This is a genomic window from Bradyrhizobium sp. HKCCYLS20291 (genome assembly GCF_051167715.1).
Lineage (GTDB): Bacteria > Pseudomonadota > Alphaproteobacteria > Rhizobiales > Xanthobacteraceae > Bradyrhizobium.
Genome location: NZ_JBNPTO010000014.1, coordinates 184,775 through 205,896, shown reverse-complemented (window position 1 = coordinate 205,896; position 21,122 = coordinate 184,775). Strand labels below are relative to the sequence as shown.

The 21,122-nt window shown below is 64.8% G+C and carries 18 protein-coding genes; 7 read left to right on the top strand and 11 right to left on the bottom strand.

Annotated elements, in window-relative coordinates:
- Window positions 1-16 precede the first annotated feature (16 nt).
- A complete protein-coding gene (locus ACQR07_RS27025) occupies window positions 17-1,045 on the bottom strand; it encodes a substrate-binding domain-containing protein (RefSeq protein ID WP_434905146.1) in 1,029 nt (342 codons plus the stop codon).
- 268 nt (window positions 1,046-1,313) lie between these two features.
- Between ACQR07_RS27025 and ACQR07_RS27020 the strand changes: the two genes are divergently transcribed.
- Window positions 1,314-2,411: an alkene reductase gene (locus ACQR07_RS27020; protein WP_434905145.1), complete on the top strand. Its 1,098-nt coding sequence runs from the start codon at window positions 1,314-1,316 to the stop codon at window positions 2,409-2,411.
- Window positions 2,412-2,575: 164 nt separating this feature from the next.
- Here ACQR07_RS27020 and ACQR07_RS27015 read toward each other — a convergent pair whose 3' ends face one another.
- From ACQR07_RS27015 to ACQR07_RS27005, 3 genes are all read right to left on the bottom strand, one after another.
- Complete coding sequence (locus ACQR07_RS27015; protein WP_434905177.1) at window positions 2,576-2,911, bottom strand: hypothetical protein; 336 nt, start codon at window positions 2,909-2,911, stop codon at window positions 2,576-2,578.
- 383 nt (window positions 2,912-3,294) lie between these two features.
- Complete coding sequence (locus ACQR07_RS27010) at window positions 3,295-6,261, bottom strand: autotransporter outer membrane beta-barrel domain-containing protein (protein ID WP_434905144.1); 2,967 nt, start codon at window positions 6,259-6,261, stop codon at window positions 3,295-3,297.
- A 480-nt stretch (window positions 6,262-6,741) separates the two neighbouring features.
- Window positions 6,742-9,117 carry a TonB-dependent receptor gene (locus ACQR07_RS27005; protein ID WP_434905143.1) on the bottom strand — a complete coding sequence of 792 codons (2,376 nt, stop codon included), beginning with the start codon at window positions 9,115-9,117 and terminating at the stop codon, window positions 6,742-6,744.
- Window positions 9,118-9,295: 178 nt separating this feature from the next.
- Between ACQR07_RS27005 and ACQR07_RS27000 the strand changes: the two genes are divergently transcribed.
- Window positions 9,296-10,105: a response regulator transcription factor gene (locus ACQR07_RS27000; RefSeq protein WP_434905142.1), complete on the top strand. Its 810-nt coding sequence runs from the start codon at window positions 9,296-9,298 to the stop codon at window positions 10,103-10,105.
- Between the two features lie 122 nt (window positions 10,106-10,227).
- On the opposite strand, the gene ACQR07_RS26995 is transcribed toward ACQR07_RS27000, so the two are convergent.
- Both ACQR07_RS26995 and ACQR07_RS26990 read right to left on the bottom strand, forming a co-directional pair.
- Entirely contained in the window at window positions 10,228-10,584 is a 357-nt protein-coding gene (locus tag ACQR07_RS26995) for an EF-hand domain-containing protein (RefSeq protein ID WP_434905176.1), read from the bottom strand.
- Window positions 10,585-10,804: 220 nt separating this feature from the next.
- Window positions 10,805-11,308, bottom strand: coding sequence for a hypothetical protein (locus ACQR07_RS26990; RefSeq protein WP_434905141.1), 504 nt, complete (start codon window positions 11,306-11,308; stop codon window positions 10,805-10,807).
- A gap of 268 nt (window positions 11,309-11,576) precedes the next feature.
- Between ACQR07_RS26990 and ACQR07_RS26985 the strand changes: the two genes are divergently transcribed.
- Window positions 11,577-12,476, top strand: a complete 900-nt coding sequence (locus ACQR07_RS26985) for a hypothetical protein (protein ID WP_434905140.1) — start codon at window positions 11,577-11,579, stop codon at window positions 12,474-12,476.
- Between the two features lie 59 nt (window positions 12,477-12,535).
- Window positions 12,536-12,877 carry a hypothetical protein gene (locus ACQR07_RS26980; RefSeq protein ID WP_434905139.1) on the top strand — a complete coding sequence of 114 codons (342 nt, stop codon included), beginning with the start codon at window positions 12,536-12,538 and terminating at the stop codon, window positions 12,875-12,877.
- A 19-nt stretch (window positions 12,878-12,896) separates the two neighbouring features.
- On the opposite strand, the gene ACQR07_RS26975 is transcribed toward ACQR07_RS26980, so the two are convergent.
- The 3 genes from ACQR07_RS26975 to exbB are packed head-to-tail and all read right to left on the bottom strand — an operon-like array spanning window position 12,897 to window position 15,055.
- Window positions 12,897-13,853 (bottom strand): TonB family protein, encoded by a 957-nt coding sequence (locus ACQR07_RS26975; RefSeq protein WP_434905138.1) that lies wholly within the window; start codon window positions 13,851-13,853, stop codon window positions 12,897-12,899.
- Window positions 13,850-14,275, bottom strand: coding sequence for a TonB system transport protein ExbD (gene exbD, locus ACQR07_RS26970; RefSeq protein WP_434905137.1), 426 nt, complete (start codon window positions 14,273-14,275; stop codon window positions 13,850-13,852). Before exbD ends, ACQR07_RS26975 begins: the two co-directional genes overlap by 4 nt.
- A 3-nt stretch (window positions 14,276-14,278) precedes the next feature.
- Window positions 14,279-15,055: a tonB-system energizer ExbB gene (exbB, locus tag ACQR07_RS26965; protein WP_434905136.1), complete on the bottom strand. Its 777-nt coding sequence runs from the start codon at window positions 15,053-15,055 to the stop codon at window positions 14,279-14,281.
- 721 nt (window positions 15,056-15,776) lie between these two features.
- On the opposite strand from exbB, the gene ACQR07_RS26960 reads away from it, so the two are divergent.
- From ACQR07_RS26960 to ACQR07_RS26950, 3 genes are read left to right on the top strand one after another with little or no spacing between them, the layout of a single operon-like run.
- Window positions 15,777-17,519: a TadE/TadG family type IV pilus assembly protein gene (locus ACQR07_RS26960; protein WP_434905135.1), complete on the top strand. Its 1,743-nt coding sequence runs from the start codon at window positions 15,777-15,779 to the stop codon at window positions 17,517-17,519.
- A complete protein-coding gene (locus ACQR07_RS26955; RefSeq protein ID WP_434905134.1) occupies window positions 17,516-18,043 on the top strand; it encodes a TadE/TadG family type IV pilus assembly protein in 528 nt (175 codons plus the stop codon). The genes ACQR07_RS26960 and ACQR07_RS26955 overlap by 4 nt, the downstream gene beginning before the upstream one ends.
- On the top strand, window positions 18,040-18,615 hold the full coding sequence (locus ACQR07_RS26950; protein WP_434905133.1) for a TadE/TadG family type IV pilus assembly protein: 576 nt from the start codon (window positions 18,040-18,042) through the stop codon (window positions 18,613-18,615). The genes ACQR07_RS26955 and ACQR07_RS26950 overlap by 4 nt, the downstream gene beginning before the upstream one ends.
- Window positions 18,616-18,736: 121 nt before the next feature.
- Here the strand turns inward: ACQR07_RS26950 and ACQR07_RS26945 are convergent, their stop codons facing one another.
- A complete protein-coding gene (locus ACQR07_RS26945) occupies window positions 18,737-20,479 on the bottom strand; it encodes an ABC transporter substrate-binding protein (protein ID WP_434905175.1) in 1,743 nt (580 codons plus the stop codon).
- A 121-nt stretch (window positions 20,480-20,600) separates the two neighbouring features.
- A complete protein-coding gene (locus tag ACQR07_RS26940) occupies window positions 20,601-20,930 on the bottom strand; it encodes a DUF2160 domain-containing protein (RefSeq protein ID WP_434905132.1) in 330 nt (109 codons plus the stop codon).
- Window positions 20,931-21,122 lie beyond the last annotated feature (192 nt).

Genomic DNA, 21,122 nt, shown 5'->3' with positions numbered 1-21,122 from the left:
CACTCCCAATCAGCCGTCACTTCATGTTGGCCTTGATCGCCGCGATAGCTTCGGCCTGGGTGTATTCGTGGCTCGCCACGCTGCCCTTCGGGATGTTCGGCAGCTCGGCTTCGAAATTGTCCTGCGTGAACGCGAGATAGGGCACCAGCAGGTCGTGCGGAATCGACTTGTTGCCGTCCAGCACCTGCTGCGCGACCCAGAACGCGAGCGTCGAGACGCCCGGCGCGATCGAGGCGGACCACGTCTTGTAGCCGTCCTTCGCCTTCTGCTCCTTCCACCACTGCAGCTCGTCCTGGCGGTTGCCCATGATGATGGTCGGACGCGGCTTGCCGGCGGCGGCGAAGGCCTGCGCCGCGCCATAGCCGTCGCCGCCCTGATCGACCACGCCGACGATGTCGGGCAGCGACGGCAGCACGGTGGCAACCGCCTTCTGCGCCGTGGTCTGGTCCCAATCGCCGGTGACCGAGCCGACGATCTTGAATTCCGGATGCGCCTTCACGCCTTCGAGAATGCCGGCATGAATGGCATCGTCGATCGAGGTGCCGGCGAGGCCGCGGATCTCGAGCAGATTGCCGCCCTTCGGCTGGAACTTGGCCATCTCCTCGACTTCCTGCTTGCCCATCGCCTTGAAGTCGACGACGACGCGGTAGGCGCAGGGCTCGGTCACGATGCCGTCGAACGACACCACGATGATGCCGGCATCGCAGGCCTGCTTGACGGCGCCGTTCAAGGCGTCCGGAGACGAGGCGTTGATGACGATCGCGTCATAGCCCTGCAGAATCAGGTTCTGGATCTGCGCCGCCTGGGTCGGCACTTCCTTGTCGGCGGTGGTAAAGATGTCGGCGGCGGCGACGGCCTTGTCGGCGACGGCCTTCTTGGTGACGATCTCGTAGCTCTTGAGCATCGCCTGGCGCCAGGAATTGCCGGCATAGTTGTTCGAAAATGCAATCTTCTTGCCGCTGGTATCGGCAAAGGCCGACCCGCTGATGATGGTGGTGGTGCTGACGACGGCGCAAACGGCCGCGATCCCGATGCCGGACTTCATAGATCACCCTCCCCTGCGGCCGTCATGCGGTCCGCAATTTTTTCAAGCGTCTGAGTGGCGCACCTCACGATATCGTCACGGCCTTCATTCGACAAGCTGGCACGCGCCATGCGCAGACTTTCGTCAGCCCCCGTGGTCGGTCGACCGCGCGGGCCGTCGCGCAGGGTTTGCGCCTGACACGCCCGCGTTTTTCGAATGGCTCGGGCCATTGAGCCATCTGCGGCAATGCACAATTGAATGACACCTGTCCTCTCACTGGAAAGCGCCGATGAGCCCCTCCAAGCTGTTCGAGCCCTCAAAGCTCGGTCCGATCACCCTGGCCAACCGCGTCGTCATGGCGCCTTTGACGCGCAACCGCGCCGTCGAGGGCCTGGCCGCGGGGCCGTTGACGGCCGAGTACTACGCCCAGCGCGCCAGCGCGGGCCTCTTGATCTCCGAGGCCAGCCAGGTGTCGCAACAGGGCCAGGGCTACCAGGACACGCCCGGCATCTATTCCAAGGCGCAGATCGCCGGCTGGCGCAAGGTGACCGACGCGGTCCACGCCAAGGGCGGCCGCATCTTCATCCAGCTCTGGCACGTCGGCCGCATCTCCCACGTGTCGCTGCAGCCCGATGGCGGCGCGCCGGTGGCGCCCTCGGCGATTGCCGCCAAGACCAAGACCTTCGTCGGCGGCGCCTTCACCGACGTGTCCGCTCCGCGCGCGCTGGAGCTTTCAGAGATTCCGGGCATCGTCGCGGCGTTCAGGCAGGCCGCGCTGAATGCGGTCGAAGCCGGCTTCGACGGCGTCGAGATCCACGGCGCCAACGGCTATCTGCTCGACCAGTTCGCCAAGGACGGCGCCAACAAGCGCACCGACACCTATGGCGGCGGAATCGAGAACCGCGCCCGGCTGATGCTCGACGTCGCGAAGGCAGTCTCCGAGGCGATCGGCGCCGACAGGACCGGCATCCGGCTGTCGCCGGTGACGCCGGCCAACGACATCTCCGATTCCAACCCGCAGCCGCTGTTCGACTACATCGTCGACCAGCTCAATGCGCTGAACCTCGTCTACATCCACGTCATCGAGGGCGCCACCGGCGGCGCGCGCGACGTCGCGCCGTTCGACTATGGCTCGCTGCGCAAGCGCTTCCACGGCACCTATATCGCCAACAACGGCTACGACCTCGCGCTCGCCACCAAGCAGCTCGATGCCGGCGCCGCCGACCTGATCGCCTTCGGCCGCCCGTTCATCGCCAACCCCGATCTGGTCGAGCGGCTTAAGACGAAGGCCCCGCTCAACGAACTCGATCGCGCCACGCTCTATGGCGGCGGCGCCAAGGGCTACACCGATTATCCGACGCTGAAGGCCGCACAGGCCGCGGAGTAGTCGTGATCACGTAGGGTGGGCAAAGCAGCCGCCCGCAGGGCGGTCGCGTGCCCACCATGCATCTGTGCAAGTGGTGAGAATGGTGGGCACCGCGCGCGAGAATGCGCGATGCGTCGTAATAGTGCCGCAGGCGCGCCTTCGCCGACCCTCCCTGTCATCATCGTCTACGTCATGCTTCCCGGCATGAAGCAGCGGATATCGATGCGCAAGCCGGTGTTGAGCTCGCGATAGTACACCGGCCACACCATCGTCCGGCCGGCGCGATTCGGCTCGGTCACCACGGCGTCCTCCGGCACGGCCCACCAGAGGCCCTCGATGCGCACACGGTAGCGGCCGTCCTTCATCTCCCAATCGATGTCCGAGAGCGCCGTGCCGTCCGCATCCGAGCAGCACGGCCCCTTGCGCGAGCGCAGCTTCTCGAACCAGCCCTTGAGCGGAGAGGCTGCGTAGCGTCCATCGAGATCGCGCGCGGCGGCACCGGGCAGCGCCAGGCCTTGCATCCAGAGGCTGCCGGCGAGGGCCGCGACAGAGATCGTCGCAGCCGCCCGGCGCTTGAGGACCGGTGCACGACCGATGCTCGACAATGAAACGATCAGCAGAAATATTGGCGATCTTCCGCGCATGTCCACACCTCGTTGCTCGATGCGAGAGATGCGCATAGCTCGGCGGGTTCTGTGGCGGAAGTTCGTAGTTCGCGGCGCCGAACTGCACCGCGCCGAAGATTCCTGGTTTGACCAACGACCTTGGTCACGACGGCAACGGGATGTTTGCCCACACGTCGCAACAGACGACATCGGTGACGATCGAGTTATCAAATGAAAAAGGCCGGGATCTCTCCCGGCCTTCGTGCCTCTTGCGAGACGGAGCGAAGCGACGCAGCCCGTCAAAACTCCGCGCGCACCTTCAACACAGCTGACTGCTCGAGATACTGGCTGCCCACGACGGCGTTGTAGCCGAGCGAGATCGACTGGCGCTCGCCGAACGCCACCAGCTTCAACGCTGCACCCAGTTCGGCAAGGTTGCGCTCGGGCGATGGTCCGGCGGCGAAGAACTGCGCGCCGCCTCCGGCGAAGCTTGCCGTGACGTTCTGCGCCGTGTTGCCGAACTCGTGTCGCCACGCAGCCAGCGTCTCCAGGCCGAAGCCGTAGGTCGAGGTGACCAGCAGCGGCAGGGTCGAGCGGAAGCCGAGGTTCGAGCGCACCGAGTTGGTGGTCTGCTTGGCGATCGCGAGCGCGGCGCCGGCGGCGCTGGTCTCGTTGTAGGCCTGCTGATCGAGACGGCCGTAGGTCACGCCGGCAAACGGCGTCAGCACGGCCTCGCCGAGCTTCACCGGAGCACCGAACTCGCCGCGCACCAGCGTCAGCCAGCCCTTGTGGCTGCCGGAGACGGTGTCGGTGAAGCCGGCGAAGTTGACCCGGCGGGTGGTGGTGTAGTCGACCAGCGCGAGGCCGGCCGAGCCGTTGACGTACCAGAACGGCTGGACATAGGCGCCGTACACCTTGCCCTGATAGTGCTGCATGCCGACGGCGTCGCCCGCGACGGTGCGATCATCCATGCTGCTGGTGGCGTAGCCGAACGCAGCGCCGACGCGGAACGCGCCGTCGATGCGCTGGTCGATACCGGCGACGAGGCCACCGGTGTTGCCCGAATAGCCGGCGACACCAGCGACGTCGTGCTGCGACACATTGGTGCCGATCAGGCTGCCCCAGACCGCCCGCTCCAGCTCCGGCGCGATGGCCGGCGGCGCCTTCACCGTCGGACGCGCCTTGGTGGCCCCATAGGCCATCAGCATCGATGTGAGCGGATCGGACTCGGAGGCGAAGGCCGAGGCGACGCGCGAATTGGCAGACGGTCCCGCAGCCGCGGCCGTCAGGCGGTTGTCGATCTGAGCCTGGAACAACGAGGCGGTGCTCAGCGGCACCTGGACCTGCGCGCCGTTCACGAACGGGCGCAGTTGGTCGCCGGCGTTGCGCACCTCCCCGTCGGTGCCGAGGCTCTGCACGGCGCCGCCCAGGGCCTGCACCTGCGCGTTGCTGCCGGTGTAGCCGAGCAGGCCGTTCAGCGTCGCGAGCGCGCTCGGCGAGATGCCTGCGATCGTCGTCGGCGACCGCACGGATGAGTTCAGCAAGAGCGATCCGGTGGAGGTATCGGCCGTGAAGCCGACCAGCGCGCTGGAGAAATCGACGGTGAGCGGCGTGGCCGACACCGAGGTCGCCACCCGGTAGACGTCGCCATTGCGGACGATGCCCTGCAGCGTCGGCGTGACGGTTCCGGCCCCCGCAAAGGTCACGTTGCCCGTGATGTTGCCGATGTTGCTCGACGGCGCCGCCGCGGTGCCGCCCGGGCCGAAGATCGTCGTCCGCAGCACCGCGCCGTCGACCAGTTGAACGCCGCCAGCGCCGACGGTGACCTGCGACTTCATCAAATCGAGCGTGCCGAAATTGACGATGCTGGCGAGATTGGTCACGCCGTCGAGCGTCAGCGAGTTGGCACCGAGCCCGTTCAGCGCGACGACATTGCCGCTGAAGCCGGTACCCTTGAGCAGGATGGTGTTGGTGGCGCCGTCCTGGTCGTTGATCGTAATGTCGCCGCCGAGCGTGCCGGTGTTGGCGAGATTGAAGGTGCGTGCCCCGAAGAACGTCGCGGCCTGGTTGGTGCTCGCGGCGCACAGCGGGTCGGTGGTGTCGGTGCCGGCGGTCGGACAGGCTGCACCGTTGGCATCGGTGCCGGTACCTGAGCTGCTATACGTTCCCGGCAGGGTGCCGGCGGTCGCCTTGGCGAACGAGCCGCGCGACGCGCTCTGGTCGACCGAAATCGAGCCCGAGATTGTGCCGCTGTTGCTGATGTCGTGCTCGCCGGAGCCGAGATAGAGGTTGCCCTGGATCAGGCCGGCATTGGCGATGACGCTGTCGCGCGGACCGGAGTTCGAGCCGCTGCCCGTCAGCGGAAAGGTCGATCCCGCGGCGAGACCGGCGGCGGTGGTCAGCGGATTGGTGTCGAGCGCCAGGATATCGCCCTTGATGACGCCGCTGGCATTGTTGGTCAGCGTCAGCGCCTTGGTCTCGGTCACCGTCACATTGCCATTGGAGTCGAACTTGTAGAGCGGTGAATCCGGATTGCTGCCGGGGATGGTGTCGAACTCGGCACCGGCGAAGGCGGCGATCGCCCAGTGGCCGTCATAGAAGCGGCTCGCCGCCGTCCAGCTGGTGTTGCCGATGGTGCCGGAGTTGGTGATCGTGGTGTCGGCCCGGCCGAAATAGGCCGCCGCGAAATTGCCCGTCGCCGAGATCGTGCCGCCGGCGCGGTTGTTCACCACGACGCTGTTGGTGTTGTCGTCGGAATACAGCGCCGAGATGATGGCGAGGTTGGTGCCGTTGTAGCGGCCGGTCGCGGTGGCACCGATCGAGACGCTCAGCTTGGTCGCATCGAACGTCCCGAAGAAGTTCTGGGTGGCGGCGAGCGTGCCGGTGTTGTTGATGGTGAACTTGTTGACCTGGCTGTCGGCGACGATGACGTGCAGCCGGCCGGCGCTGAGCTGGCTGGTGGTGAGGCTGAGCCAGCCGGCATTGTTGATGACGACGTTGTTGACCGCCGGATCCTCGTCGTTGGAGAAGTTGGCCGCGATCATGCCGCGATCGGCCAGACCGGTCTGGGTGTTGGTGGTCAGGTTGCGGACGGCCGTGGAATCGAGCGTGATGACGGTGGTCGGCGGGTTCGGATTGTACCCGGTCGCGGGGAAGGCCGGGTTGGTCGGCGTGTAGGCATTGCTGCCGTTCGTCGGCGCAAATGCAGCGGCCGCGTCATACACGGTGACGGCGGAGGTGATGCTTCCACTGCAGGTGACCGTCACCCCGGGGATCGTACATTCGGCTCTTGCCTCGCCGACGACCATCCACGTCGACAGCAACACAAAACTCGCGGCAGCGGCCTCGCTGCGCATTCTTCTATTTGATTTCACTTGACGCCCCAAAATACGCACTACACGTGCTTTATCGTTGGTGCGAATTGTATCGAAATATTGACCGGAACCAGCAAGGCGAAAGTTTCTCAAGCCACCAGGGACAAATTCCAACTAACAACAGAATTAGTCCTGACGCTCCCAACTAACTACTACTAACAATACTCTTGTGCCTCTGATGCAACCAGCCAAACTTTACGCGAGAGCACGGCGGCGAACGCGCGCGCAGATCTGCCCCCGGACGACACGACTGGCGTGACAGGCCACAGGACAAACGAAAAGGCCGGGATCTCTCCCGGCCTTCTTGCCACGGCGGGGGCTGCCGTGGCGCGGCGCTGACGCGCCTATGACTTGCCGCGATCCGTGCGAAGCTCAGAACTTCGCGCGGATGCCGGCATAGGCGGCGAGCGGCATGCCCGGCACCATGCTGCGCGGATCGTTCAAGGCGAACGCGGTGCCGCCGCCGGCGGTGTTGAAGCCGGCTGGATCGAACCTGGTGCCGGCCGAGTAGTAGCGCTGGTTGAACAGGTTCTGGATCAGGCCGAACACCTCGACGTTCTTGGTGATCTGATAGGACGTATTCAGGTTGACGACCCAGTAGGCCGGGACCTTCGGGCCCATATTGGTCTCGTCGTGCAGCAGGTATTGGCTGCCGACATAGTTGATGCTGGTCCCGACTTTCCAGGCATCGGTCACGGCATATTCCGCGCCGAGCTTCAGGCGGTGCGCCGGAATGCCAGGGATGTGATTGCCCGAGACGACACCCAGGGGGCCCAGGACCGGATCGTTGATATCGAAAGCGCTGCGGAAGGTCGCGTCGATGAAGGTGTAGTTGGCGTAGGCGGTCCAGCGGTTCCAGGTCAGGTCGAGCTTGGCCTCGACACCCTGGCGCAGGGTGGTGCCGGCGTTCTTGAAATAGCCGCGCAGCGGGTTGGCCGGATCGACAACCTGAATGATGTCGTCCGAATTTTCCGTCCGGAACAGGCTGATGCCCCAGCGCAGCTTCCAGCCGTCATCGACGGCCACGGCCTTGATCGGCGCCTTGCGGTAAGGCGGCGGCGCCGCGGCATAGGCCGACGAGCCGCCCGACAGCTCGCCGCGCAGGCCGCCCTCGACAGTACGCGACACCACCTGCTTCAGCGGCGGATCAGCGATCAGGAAGTTGTCGATCAGGCACGGATTGTTCGGGTCCGAGCAGCCGAGCTCGAGCGGCGTCGGCGCGCGGTTGGCTTCGGAGTAGCCTGCATATGCCGTCATGTTCGGCGTGATCTTGTAGGTCAGGCCGACCACTGGGTTGAAGCGCTGGAAATTGTTGTCGGTGTTGAGGAGCGGCGCAAAGCCGGTCTGGTCGCGCAGGTTGATCTGCGCCCAATTGAAGCGGCCGCCGGCCGTCAAGGCCAGTTGCGAGGTGATGTCGAAGGTGTTGGTCGCGTAGACGCCGAGATAGGTGTTCTTGGCATTCAGGTTGACCGGGGCAAGGCCGGCGTTGGGCTGATCGATGTAGACGCCGAGGCCGGTCACGAACAGGCTGTTGTCGATGGTGCCGAGCTCGGACGTGGCCTGGAAGTTGGTATTGCCGTGATCGACGCTGGCGCCGACGACGAAATGATTGTCATGGCCGAACAGTTGCGTGGTCGAGGTCGCCTGCAGCGAGCCGCCATAGCTCGAGGTCTTGACGGTGTTGCGGTCGATCTGGCCGAGCGCCGTGTCGGCAGCCAGCGTGTTGGCGACCGGACCGTTGCGGTTGATGCCCCACTGCGTACCGGCGGCGTCCTCGATGACGAATGAGCCGGCACCATCATCTTCCACCTCGGTGCCGTTGCCGTCGATGCGCGAGGATTTGTAGTTGCGATAGTAGCCGTTGGCCTGGAACGACAGCGTATCCGTCGGGGCCCATTTCAGGCTGGCCTGCACCATCTGCATTTGCAGGCGCAGCGACTGCGGCCAGGTGTAGACGCTCGACCAGCGCTGGTTCAGCATCTCAATCGGCGTCGCCGCGACCGAGCCGAGCTTGTTGTCGGCACCGGTGAAGGAGAGGTGGAATTCGGTCGTATCGCCGCGCGCACCGAAATCCGCATACATGCGCCGGACATGCGAGGACGACGAGTAGTCGCGCCAGCCGCGGTCATAGGCGCCTTCCGCGGCGATATACGCTGAGTAGGTCCCGTTGTTCCAGCCATATTGCGCGCCCGACTGCATGCGCCCGAACGAGCCGCCGAACAGCTGAGCTTCTCCGCCCTGATAGGTGAAGCCGTTCTTCATCTCGATCGACATCGCGCCGCCGATGGCGTTCAGGCCGAACAGCGGGTTGTTCGGCTGCAGGGTCATGCGCGCGATCGCCATCTCCGGGATCAGGTCCCAGTTGACGACGTCGCCGAACGCCTCGTTGATACGCGTGCCGTTCTGGTAGACGGCAATGCCCTGCGGCGTGCCGAGCACCGGCGAGGCGGTCTGACCGCGATAGTCCAGATCGCGCTGGAACGAATTGCCGGTCTGGTCGCTGAGAGAGACGCCGGGCATCGACTGCAGGATGCCGTCGAGCAGCGATGGCGTGCGCGTGCGATCGAGGTCCTGCGCGGTCATCGTCTGCACGTTGGACGGGACCTTGTCCTTGGCGATCTCACCGCCCTGAACCGGTGAGACGCCGACCACTTCGATGGTCTGCAGGGTCTGCTGCGCGAATGCAGCCGTCGGTAGCAACGCGCACGTTGCGAGAAGCGCGCTCTTCAGCGCCCGGAGTCTGGTCAAGACGTCCCCCAGTTTCTTGTCGACCGCTTCCGGCACGAACTCACGCCCCTGAGCCCACCCCGCCGAAACCGGTCAATTCACACGAATTACGAACGGTAACATTCGTAAACAGCGGCCAATACTGTCGCAATGGGGAATATTCTTCGCGATCTAGGGACAATTTTCCCGAATCCGGGAATTGGCGATCATCTGGCCAATTTTCACTCCCACCGCGGTCACAGTGTTGCACCCGGTTCTGGTTTGCAACAGAACAGCAGCGGTGGGAACACGAAGCACGTTGGCGGACATAGCAGCCATCCGCATCGTGGTCGTTGCCAGTGCAGCCTTGGCTCAAGAGCGAGACCTGGATCGGATGTATCGCGTTCTGCTCGTGGATGACCACCCGGTCGTGATCACGGCCTGCCGCTGGCTCCTCAACACGGCGGGGATCGCCCGGCTGTCAGAGGCGCACGACGCCGAGAGCGCTTACGACGCCTATGTCCGCGAACGTCCCGATGCGGCAATCGTCGACCTTCGTCTGCAGGGCGATGATTTCGGCGGCATTGCGCTGATCGGGCGGATGCGCTCGCATGATCCCCGCGCCCGCATCCTGGTGTTCAGCATGCTCGCTGACACGCGCGTGGTTCGCTCCGCGATCGATGCCGGCGCCAGCGGCTACCTGCTGAAAGATGCTCCGCCAGACGAACTACCGAAAGCGCTGGAGCAGGTGCGGTCGGGTGGCACCTATCTCGATCCGCAGCTTGTGATGCGGATCGCGATGCTGCGCAACGACCCCGACGGAAGCGGATCGACCGCACTGACGCCGCGCGAACGGCAGGCGCTCGCATTGCTCGCCGAGGCGAAATCCTATCAGGCGATCGCCGATCAGCTCGGGATCAGCTACAAGACCGTGATCAATCTGACTTACCGGCTGCGGCAGAAACTCGGGGCACGCAGCCTGCCGGACCTGGTGCGCCTGGCGGTGGAGATGTCGCGTCCGGGGTTGTGAGGCACAGCCTGGGCCCGGCACGCCAAAAAGCCCAGCCGAGCCGCGGACAGAAAGAGGGCCTGCGGCGGTGTCCCGTCGCAGGCCCTCATCGTCTCGTTCAACGGTCCGATCCGGACCGCGCCTTACTTCAGCAGCTTGGCGACCGACTTCAGCTCTTTCGAATCGAGCGTGCCATCATTGTCCGGATCAGCCACCTTGAAGCGGCCGGCCACGAGGGCAAGATACTCGACCTTGGTCAGCGTGCCGTCATTGTCCGGATCGGCAGCCTTGAGATCCTTGGCCGAGACCCGGCCGCGCAGCTCCTTGGCGTCAAGCGTGCCGTCGCGGTCGCGGTCGAGCTTGTCGAACAGCGCAGCGGCCGCGGAGCGAATCTCGTTCATGTCGGCGGTGCCGTCCTTGTCGGGATCGATCGAGGTCAGCAGCTTCGAGCCGGCCGGAGCACTCGCGGCCATCGTCGACGTGCCGACGATCGCAGCCATGCCGACGGCGGCTGCCGTCATCATCAGTTTCCAGTTCATCGAATTGATCCTTTGTCTCCGCCGTCCCACCGGGCGGCGATGAAGGGTGCGGTAACAACGTCTGCGGGCGCCGCCGGTTCGAGGCGGCGCGGCACGCGCTCCGTGGAACTAAGCGAGGTTCCGCTATTTCGCAAGTGCAAGAAGCAGGCGAGCGAGGGAATTGCCGACTAGGTTTTCGGGATCAGAACCGGGGTCCATGCAGGAAGTACTTCCCTGGACGATCGCGACGGATCTCCCTATCGGCATCCGGGTCCACGCTTTCGCGCGCTTCGGCCCGCGCGCTGACAGCGGTACGCCGCTGCTTGCTGATATGGACCTGGCGCATGCCCCTGCGATCCGATGTCGCACGTTCGGCCATCACCTCTTCGCCGCTCTTGCGAGTCCGGGTCATCTGACGGCGGCTGCAACCCGTCTCCGTTGCGGTGAGACAAGGCTTCTTGGCCGGGCTCATTTTGGCCTGCAGCTGGCTCCACCAGGCTTCCAGATCCTCGCGCAGCAGCCTGTCCCGCGCGAAGGTGGGTCCGGCCAACAGCAACGAAGCGGACATCACGACGGCGATCATCACCAGCGGTCTTGCAAGGCCGGCGCGCGCGCGACGTCGATGGTCATGGGCGTAAATCAATTGACCTCCGATCTCCGGCGAGCCCGGCCATCGAGAACGCATGTTGTGGTCGATGTCTTTCATCGGTCCGTGGCCTCAATGTGTTTGCAACGCGCCACATTCATCGTCGTGAAGAGATTCACTCGCGCCTTCGTTGTCATATTCTTCTCGGTCAAAATCTCCCGCTCTGCTTGCCAAAACATCCCTATTGCCGCCGGACCGAGCACTCAGCCGAGAAATGCGGCAGCACGCAACTAATCGTTTCCCGATTGTGTCACCTTTCGGCCGGTCCCCCCGCATGTTTTCGCCGCGCCGACTCGTTAGCTCATCATGGGAGGGGAGAGCGGGGACGATGCTGTCGACCGATCATACGCAGGCACGCCGGGCAACTCGATGGGGCTATGCGGCCGCCAGTGCCGCTTTTCTGCTCGCACCATTCGGCGCGGCCGCCGAGGAGATCCAGGGCAACGATCCCGCATCGCCCGGTCACTTCCAGATCGAGCAGCGCTTCGGCTATCTCACGACCTTCAACCCGCAGCAGCAGAACGGCGGACGCCGCGTGCCGCAGCGCGCGGTGACCGGCGAGACCGAGATCGGCTACTCGCCGACCGAATGGTACGAGATCGCGCTGACCTCGCCCTATGCCTTCGCGCGCGCCAACGTGCCGATGCAGCTCGGCAACGTGATGGACAATGGCGTGCCCGGCTACTCATTCCAATCCGGCGGCGTCACCATCCGCCAGACCTTCATCCAGGGCGACCGGCTGGAGCGGACCGTCTTTCTCGGCCTGGTGTCACGCACCATCCTGGCGCCGCAGGGCGGGCTCACGCCGGATCTGTGGGTCGCCAACAAGGCCGGCGCCGGCCAGCCGGGCGCGCCGCGTTTCGTGCAGGAGGCGACGCCGCGGTTGGCGCAGATGTTCACGCCGATCATCGGCGTCAATCTGCCCGACGACTATCAGCTCATTTTCAATGCCAACATGACGTTCGGCATCGACGGCGCCGGCTCGGCCTTCGAGCCTTCGGTGCGCTTTGTCAAACGCCTGAGCAACCGCTGGACTGTCGGCATCGAGCATTTCTCCAATCTCGGACCGTTCGGCCACGTCCTGCCTTGGCATCAGCAGATGCAGACGCTCTATGCCGTTGCCGACACCAAGTTCAAGGGCTTCGAATTCAGCGTCGGCGTCGGCTACGGCCTGACCAATGCCTCGCGCGGGCTCGCGATCAAGAGCAGCATCGGCAAGGATTTCTGATCGCGGCCCGGCTGCCATTCCCTCAGCTCATCCTCAATCATAAGAAAAGGACATTCGTCATGCGTCGCCTCGTCACCGCTTGCGCTCTCGCCCTGCTTGCCGGCTCTGCCGCGTCAGCCGAGGATGGCCCGCGCTTTCTCAATCGCACCGGGCAGACCATCGTGAAGATGTACCTGGCGGCTGCCGGCACCAAGACCTGGGGCGAAGACCAGTGCAAGAACGATGACGAGGGCATGCTCGACCATAACGAGCGCATGACGCTGGTCGGCGTGAAATCAGGCCGCTACGACATCAAGCTGTCCGAAAAGGGCGGCCGCACCTGCTTCGCCAAGAACATCGAGCTCAAGGACGGCGCGCAGTTCGTCGTGCGCGATACGGATTTGACCGAGTGCTCGAAGTGATCGTCGCGTCTGCGGCCGCTCAGCGCGGCCGCAGACGCAACGGCACGGTGCGCGACACCTGCGCCATGGTCATCACCGGCGGAAAGCGCGGGAACGGCTGAGCCCGTTCGATGATGGATAGCGCCGCACGATCGAGCGCCGGCGAGCCCGAGCTGCCCGCCAGCCGCCGTGACAACAAGCGGCCATTGCGGTCGATGACGACGCTGACAGCAACCGTGCCGGTGACGCCGTTGCCATCCGACGGATAGGCGCCCGCCGCGGCACGACCGATCTGTGCCTCGACCTGATGGTTCCACGCGGCCTGCCCCTCGCGCGCGCCGACGCTGTCCTCGCCCGGATTTGGCGCCGAGGCGACACGCGATTGACGACTCTCTGCCGCCGCGGCCGGCTTTGCCGGCGCGGGCTTCCTCTCGACCTTCTCCTTCGCCTCCTTCTTTTCCACGGGCTTGCGCTCGACGCGCTCGGGCGCGGGTGTTGGCTTAGGCTCCGGCGGCTTCGCCTCGATCGGCTTCGGCGGTGGTGGCGGCGGCAGCACGACGTCGTCGGCCCGAGGCGGCTCGGGGGCCAGCGCGACCTGCGGCATGGGCTCGGGCTGCGCGATCGTCTCGGGCACCGGCTCCGGCTGCGCCGTGACCTGCGGCTCGGGATCGGGCTGCGCTTGGGGTACCGGCTCCGCGACGGCCTCGCGGGCAACGGGCTCCTCCTTCGCCGGCTCCTCCTTCGGAGGCTCGGCCGGCGGCGTCGGCTCGGCAGGCGTTTCCTGCGCGATCGGAGCCGGCTCGTTCACCACCGCGGGCGTGAACACGACATCGAATGCGTCGGCCTGCGCCCGCCCCTCCGGCGCTGGGTGCAGCAGCAGATAGCCGATGGCGAGCCCGACATGCAGTGAGGCCACCACGATCGCAGCGACCGTCCACAGCGTCCGCTCGCGGCGCGCTCCGTCATCGTCGAACGGATCGAGCGTCAGGACGCTCACTGCGCACTCCGGTCTTCCAGCGCAACCAGCGCCACCTTGGTGTAGCCGGCGCGGCGCAACGTGTTCATCAGCGCCATCACCTCGCCATAGGGCAGCGTCTGGTCGGCGCGCAACAGCACGCGCTGGCCATGATCGGACTTGGTTGCCGCATCGAGCGAAGCGGCGATGTCGGCCTGCGCGACGCTCTGGTCACCGACGGCGAGCGAGCGGTCGGCCTTGAAGGTCACGAAGACAGGCGTTTCCGCGCGCGGCTGCGGCTCGGCCGAGATGGCCGGGAGATTGACCGGAATGTCGACGGTGGCGAGCGGCGCCGCCACCATGAAGATGATCAAGAGCACCAGCATGACGTCGATGAACGGCGTCACGTTGATGTCGTGCGTCTCCTCGAACTCGTCGGTGCGCCGGGCAAGCTTGACGGCCATGGCTCACTCCGCCGGATTGGCGATCGACAGCAGCGGCGCATCGACCGCGCGGATGGCGCTGCGCCGCGCCTCGGCCGGCCCGGCGTGCTGGCGGTCGAGATCGCGGCTGAGCAGGCGCATCACCGCAACGGATGCATCGGCGATGACGGCGCGATAGCCGCCGGTCGCACGCGCGAACAGATTGTAGATCACCACCGCGGGGATCGCGGCGGCGAGACCGAAGGCGGTGGCGAGCAGCGCCTCGGCGATTCCCGGCGCGACCACCGCGAGGTTCGTCGTATGGGCATGCGAGATGCCGATGAAGCTGTTCATGATGCCCCAGACCGTGCCGAACAGGCCGACGAACGGCCCGACCGCGCCGACGGTGGCGAGAATGCCGATGCCGCGGCCGATGCGCGCGACCGCTGCCGCCTCGATCCGTTCGAACTGCCAGGAAACGCGCTCCTTGATGCCGTCCGCCGGCAGGCCGCGCGATCGGTCGATCTCGTCCTCGGCAACCGAGAGCAGCCGGCCGACGACGCCGCCATCGGCGGACACACGCCCCGTCGCATCCGGCAGCGAGCGGGCTGCGGTCGCCGTGGCGAGCGCGCTGCGTGCTGTGCGCAGCGCCGAGCGCAGCTGGATCGTCTTGACGACCAGCACGGTCCAGGTGGCCACCGAGGCTAGCGCCAGACCGATCATGACCGCCTTCACGACGATATCGGCCTGCATGAACATGGTCCAAGGCGACAGCGCCTCGGGCAGCGTGCTCGCGAGGCTGGCGACGTGCGCCTGATCCATGGTCGTACTCCCTCGATGGCTTCGGGGCTGTGATCACGATGACGGCTCTGCCCAACCGGGGCGCTCGTCAAATCGTCTGAAGCCTTGTTGTTTCCTGTCCTTGAGGCGAAGTCGCGGCAAACGTCGCGATCATCCCGAGGACGAAAGAGTGCAGCCTGTCCGCATCCGCTTCAAGGCACTTGCCTCGTGGAATATGTCCCCCAGGACCCGGGAATTTCTCCCGGTTCGCATGACTCAGGCGCCAGACCGGACGGGCCATCAGCGATCAGGATCCCGGTCGGCTTATTGCGATTTTTCCGAATCACGAGCTCGAGTCCCGTCGGCCATTGTTCCGGCGCGCGGCGCCGGGAACCACGCCATCTCACGGCTGTCTCTCACGCCGCGCAACCGGACGTCCGATGTAGAGGCGCACAAGAGACGCGCATGCGGCGTCCGATCTTCAGCCCGCGACCTCCATCGACATTCGGAGCTGCATGGCGCCACCTTCGGTCTTAGGCCTCCTCATCGGCAAGGCCGCTGCCGCCGCATCAATTAGTTTACGACTAATAACTTGAACCTCCACCATTGCCGGTACCTCGATGGGCAACACCGGTATCCAGTTCCGAGTTGGCGCAACGTCACATGTCATGTGTGCAAGTGCGAAGTTCATTTAACCTCGATTTAATGTCGCGCCTCCTAGCGTTTTCGACATCATCGACATCGTCAAGGAGAGCGGGATCCGATGAGTAATCTGCTTCACGAATTTCGGCACGACACGCGCGGCAACTTCGCCGTGACGTTCGCGATTCTGTTCGTCGCAATGGCCGGATTCGTCGGCTTCGGCGTCGACACCTATCGCGCCCAGTCTGCCAAGGTCGCCATCAAGCAGGTCGTCAACCGGACCTGCGAGCGAATTCAATCCAACGTCAGCATGGCAACGCAGAACACCCAGGATCTGCTGAGCCAGGCGAGCGCCTTCGCGGCCTCTCAGATGGTCGCAAACCTGCCGAGCGCGAAGTATGATGTGACGAACGCCGGCACGTCCTACACGGTCACCGGCACCTATACCGTTCCCGTCACCTTCACGAGAGTGCTCGGCGCGGCCGACGTTCCGGTTTCGGCGACCGCGACATGCGACAGCACAGCCTTCTCGCTGTCGAAATGCGTCGACCCGGTGTTCTCGCAGAACGCTCCGCTCGGCATCAGCCTGGTCAGGGGCACCATCACGCAGAAGCACGTGCAGAGCACCGGGGCGACGACGACGACCACGGTCTCCACGGGCCTGCCCTCCGGAGCGACCTATGTCGTGTCGCTGGCCCGCGATGGCGACCCTCCCACGACCTATTACCGAGCCAGTCACAGCGGCGACTATACCGATACGTTCACGATATCGAGCACCGGCACCATCGGGACCTTCGGCAACAGCCCTACCAGCGGCGTCACCGTCGCCGACACCGATATCCTCTATATTCAGCTCCTCAACGCGGACGGCTCGATTCCGATGATCTGTCCGGCCACGCAGACGACGACAACAACCACGACAACGACAACCACGACCGGCAGCACGACGACCTCGACCAGCACCGCGCCGAAAGGAACGTGTGGGCCGCACTACGATACGTTCAGCGGCCAGAGCCCGACCAAGAGCCTCTACAACAGCAGCAAGTTCGTCTCCACGACGACCTTCGCCTATTCGAGCCAGGCCAGCGTCAACGGCAAGAACGTGATTCCGCTCGCCGCCGACTACGAGCCGAACACCACGAGCATCCAGGTCGCGGGCGTCACGAGTTCCGGGAGCACGACCACATTCAGCTCGACGTACCAGAACCTGTACGTCTACAACATGATCAACCAGAACGCCGCCAATCTGAAATCATACATCGATAGCGGCAAGTATCTGGCATTCGTGCGCGGTCCCACGAGCGCGATCTGGGTCGACGGCAGCGGCGCCTGCACGGAGCTGGAATCTCCGATCGCGCTGGACCTGACCGGGCTTGGGCGCATCGTCACGACCGGCGAAAGCACGGCCCCGCTCGGGCGCCGCTCCGCGATCGGCAGGACGGTCAGCTTCGATCTCATGGGCGATGGGCATCCGGTGCAGGTCGAATGGCTGGTCGGCAACGGCCAGGGCTTCCTGGTCGACAACCGCGACGGCCAGGCGGCGAAGAAGATGGACGGCAGGCGGCTGTTCGGAACCGCCGACGGCCATGCGGACGGCTACGCCAAGCTGGCCGAGTTCGACCACAGCGAAACCGGCGTGTTGCGCGGTGCCGATCTCGATGGGTTGGCGGTCTGGATCGACGACGGCACGGCGACCGCGACCGAGGCGAACATCGTTCCGGTCAGGACGCTCGGCATCACCGAGATCAGCGTGCGCGCCGAACGCCAGGACGACGGCCGCGGCAACGAGGTGATGCGCTCCTGGGCCTCGCTCGGCGGCAAGCGCATCATGACCGAGGATATCTGGCTCGGAATCGCGCGATGAGTCGTCCGTTCTCCTGGCCTCGAAAGCCCGGCCAGCCGCTGTCGCGAGCGGCCGGAATCGCGCGCCGGTTTCATCGCGACGACCGCGGCGTCACCGCGATCGAGTTCGCAATGCTGATGCCGCTGTTCTGCGTGATCCTGTTCCTGATCGTCCAGTTCGGCTACCGGTACTACTATATCTCGGTGCTGCACGAACAGACATTCGCGCTCGGCCAGACCATCATCCCGCAATCCTCGCGGCCGGCCAACATCGCGGCCGCAAAGAGCATCCTGACCAACAATCTGAGCTCCAGCTACGGCATCACCGCGAGCAGCTACACGCTGTATGTCGGCCAGGTCACAGCCAACAGCCCGACGACGAGCGCCTCGGCGACCGACTACTACGCGCCCCAGAGCGCGGTGCCGGTGCTGATCAGGGTGGTGTATCCGAGCAAGCAGCTGCTCGATCTCTCCTCCATGCTGTCGGCCTGGCCTGCGCTGTTCGGCAACAAGATCGACACCTCCATCGTGATCGTCCCGAAATGATGTTCCGGCCGAAACTGCATCCCAGCTCGTTCATCGCGGACCGCCGCGGCGTCGCCGCGGTCGAGTTCGCGCTCGCCCTTCCGCTCATCGCCACACTGCTGATGGGCCTCTGCAATCTCGGCGAGGCACTGATCTCCGATCGGATGACGGTCGAAGCCGCAGAGGCCATGATCCGCGCGGCCGACGCGATGATCGCACCGGCCCAATGCTCCATCACGACGTCCGGGTCGACGGCTACCCAGAGCTGCACGCCCGCGTCGCTGTCGACCGACAGCATCAACACGCTGTCCAACATCATGGGCATCACGATGACCGGCAGCACCCTCTCCGGCACCAATCTCTCGAATGTCGACGCGGTCATCTACCGCGTCGTGAATCAGGACGGCACCTACACGGTAGCGAACACGTTCATCGTCAAAGGCAGCGGCGCCGTCACGTTCAGCACGTCCTCGCTCAAGAACTATCTGCCGGTCGGCGGCTCAACCCTGGTCGCCTGCGTCAAGTACAAGCAGACCATGCTGTTTCCGTTCTTCAGCCTTCCCCTGACGCTGACCGCGCAATACTCGCTCTGAGGCGGTCTCCGGGAAGCCGCAGTTCCGCCGCGCCAACGAAAAAGGCCGGGATCGCTCCCGGCCTTTCCCGATTCCCCGGAGGTCCGACCTGTAGCCGGACCGTCCGAAGGGATCGCGATGCTTACTTCGCCTCGGCGCGCTTCGGCGGGGTCGCCGGCCACGACTTGATCAGCGTGTCGTAGTCGACCGTCTCGCCCTTCGGCTTCTCGTTCGCGAGCTTGCGCTGCGGAGCGATGTTGCCGTCCTTCGCCGACTTGTTGAACCAGAACTCGGCCGATTCCTTCTTGTTCAGCTTCGGACCGCAGTCGCCCTGGACCTTGGACTTCTCGAGACGCTCGAGGACGGAGTCCTGAGCGGCCGCGAGCGCATCCATCGCCTGCTGCGGGGTCTTCGCACCGGACGACGCGTCGCCGATGTTCTGCCACCACAGCTGCGCGAGCTTCGGATAGTCGGGCACGTTGTTGCCGGTCGGGGTCCACTGCACGCGGGCGGGCGAGCGGTAGAACTCGATCAGGCCGCCGAGCTTCGGCGCACGCTCGGTGAACGACTTGTCCCAGATGTCGGATTCACGGACGAAGGTGAGGCCGACATGGCTCTTCTTCAGGCTCACCGACTTGGAGACGATGAACTGCAGGTACAGCCAGGCCGCCTTGCGGCGATCCGGCGGGGTCGACTTCAGAAGCGTCGCAGAACCGGCGTCCTGGTAGCCCAGCTTCATGCCGTCCTTCCAGTACGAGCCGTGCGGCGACGGCGCCATGCGCCACTTCGGCGTGCCGTCCGCGTTCACGACCGGCAGGCCGGGCTTCACCATGTCGGCGGTGAAGGCGGTGTACCAGAAGATCTGCTGGGCGACGTTACCCTGCGCCGGGACCGGGCCGGCCTCCGAGAAGGTCATGCCCTGCGCCTGCGGCGGCGCATACTTCTTCATCCAGTCGAGGTACTTGGCGATCGAGTAGACCGCGGCCGGACCATTGGTGTCGCCACCACGCTCGACCGAGGAGCCGACCGGACGGCAGCCTTCCATGCGGATGCCCCATTCGTCGACCGGCAGGCCGTTCGGGATGCCCTTATCGCCGTTGCCGGCCATCGACAGCCAGGCGTCGGTGAAGCGCCAGCCGAGCGAGGGATCCTTCTTGCCGTAGTCCATGTGGCCATAGACCTTGACGCCGTTGATCTCCTTGACGTCGTTGGTGAAGAACTCGGCGATGTCCTCATAGGCCGACCAGTTCACGGGCACGCCCAGGTCGTAGCCATACTTGGCCTTGAACTTGGCCTTGTAGTCCGGATTGGTGAACCAGTCGTAGCGGAACCAATAGAGGTTGGCGAACTGCTGAACCGGCAACTGATAGAGCTTGCCGTCGGGAGCGGTCGTGAACGACTTGCCGATGAAGTCGTTGACGTCCAGGCCGGGATTGGTGACGTCCTTGCCGTCGCCCTTCATGTAGTCGGACAGCGCGATGGTCTGGCCGTAGCGGAAGTGGGTGCCGATCAGGTCGGAATCGTTGATCCAGCCGTCATAGACGTTCTTGCCGGACTGCATCTGGGTCTGCAGCTTCTCGACCACGTCGCCTTCCTGGATCAGGTCGTGCTTCAGCTTGATGCCGGTGATCTCGGTGAACGCCTTGGCCAGCGTCTTCGACTCATATTCGTGAGTCGTGATGGTCTCGGAGACGACGTTGATCTCCATGCCCTTGAAGGGCTCGGCGGCCTTGGCGAACCACTCGAGCTCCTTCTTCTGCTCTTCCTTGGAGAGCGTCGACGGCTGGAACTCGCTGTCGATCCACTTCTGGATCGTGGCGTCGTCGGCGAGCGCCGGAATGGACAACGTCATCGTCGCGGCAAACAGCGCCACCGCGCTGGTCATCGCAAGATAGCCGGCCTTGCTCTGGTGTTGCTTCCGTTTCAAGTGTCGCATGGTTTCCTCCTTGCAGCGACAGACGTATTCAGGTCCGGGTTGGTCCCGGATCTGCCCTTCCTCGCCTGCGTCAGACGGTGCGAAAGATCGCAACGGCTGATGCAAGCGAAATTGCGGTCGCAAGCCACAGGCTCGAAACCTCAAAACCCTCCTCGCCGATCGGCAAGGTCGCAATCGTATCGGTCCCGACCAGCCCGATCCATGCCAGATGGATAACGGCGGCAGATATCAGCGAGATGAACAGCCGATCGCCGCGCGTGGTCGGAATACGCAGCACGCCCACCCGCTCGGCCTCGGGATAGCGGGCGGCGAGCAGAGTCATGACGGCCAGCGTGCAGGCCAACGCAGCGAAGAAGATCGCCGTCGGCAACGTCCAGGCCATCCATGCGATGCTGTCCATGCATTAGCCCCTTCTGCCTGAGCGATTAAATGCGCCCGCGCCGACGGCGGTGCGCTCCCTCTCCCCGTTCTTACGGGGAGAGGGTTGGGGTGAGGGGCAGACGCACGGGAAGTGCTCGTGGTGAGACCTGTACCCCCTCACCCGGATTGCATCTGGCGATGCAATCCGACCTCTCAGCGCGAGCGAAGCTCG